Annotated in this window: 1 protein-coding gene and 1 pseudogene; both read left to right on the forward strand. The window is 63.3% G+C overall.

The genetic code is table 11. The features are described 5' to 3' along the window. Positions 1–120 (forward strand): IS630 family transposase (locus GY791_07055; GenBank protein MCP4328177.1); only part of this gene is annotated, 120 nt, incomplete at its 5' end. A gap of 100 nt (positions 121–220) precedes the next feature. After that, positions 221–850, forward strand: a pseudogene (locus tag GY791_07060) (IS5 family transposase). The last annotated feature ends 261 nt before the right edge of the window (positions 851–1,111 follow it).

Genomic DNA, 1,111 nt, shown 5'->3' on the forward strand with positions numbered 1-1,111 from the left:
CGCGTCTTCAACTCATACGACGACATCGTCGACCACTGCTGTGACGCCTGGAACAAGCTCATCGATCAGCCCTGGAAAATCATGTCGATCGGACACAGGCAATGGGCACATAGGTCATGATCAACGGGATTTGGTATAAGAGGCCGTTTCGAAAGGGGTTGAGTGGTCGGGACCGATGTGATTCCAGGGAGGTTGCTGAGACCAATCTGGAATTACCACCATGTGGACCCCGACCACCCGAGAGCAGCATAGCCGCGAGGCGTTGCGTTACCAGACCGATTTGACGGCCGTGGAGTGGGCCGTGATCGAGCGTTATTTACCGCCGGCCCACAGCACCGGGCGGCCGAGGGTTTGGCCGATGCGAGAGATCGTCAACGGCATCTTCTACGTGATGCGCGCCGGCTGTCCGTGGCGCTTGCTGCCGAGCGACCTACCGCCGTGGGGAACTATCTATCGCTGGTTCGCCGCGTTCCGCGACGATGGCCGCTTCGAGAAGATCAACCACGCGCTGGTCATGGTCGATCGCGAGCGGGCTGGTCGTGAAGCCAGTCCGAGCGGTGCGATCATCGATAGCCAGAGCGTCAAAACGACCGAGGCCGGCGGCCCACGGGGCTACGACGCCGGCAAGAAGGTCAAGGGACGCAAGCGCCATGCGCTGGTCGACACCGACGGGCGCGGCCTTGTGCTCGAGCCGCATCCAGCGAGCATCCAGGACCGCGACGGTGGGGGCCTGTTACTGCGCGCTTCGCGCGGCTCGTTTCCGTTCATCGAGAAGGTCTTCGCCGACAGCGGCTACACCGGCGACAAGGTCGCCACTGCTACCGTGATCGCCGTCGAGATCGTGCGCAAAAACCCCGATCAGGTCGGCCTCGCCGTCCCCCCGCTGAGCCAACAACGAGCAGCACTTGCAGCCTTTGCGCCGAATAATCGAGCCCCTCGCGGCTTGCCCGCGGAGGGCCCCCAGGTCCCTCCCCGGCCGCTTCGCTGCGCGTGCGCTAAAGCGCTCCGCGAACCGGTCCGGGACCCTCCCGGGGACTTCCGGGACAAGCCCAATCTGGGGAATATTCAATCGGCACTAATGGGGAGAATTACATCGGTAGCGACAGGGAAC

The organism is Alphaproteobacteria bacterium (assembly GCA_024244705.1).
Taxonomy (GTDB): Bacteria; Pseudomonadota; Alphaproteobacteria; order JAAEOK01; family JAAEOK01; genus JAAEOK01.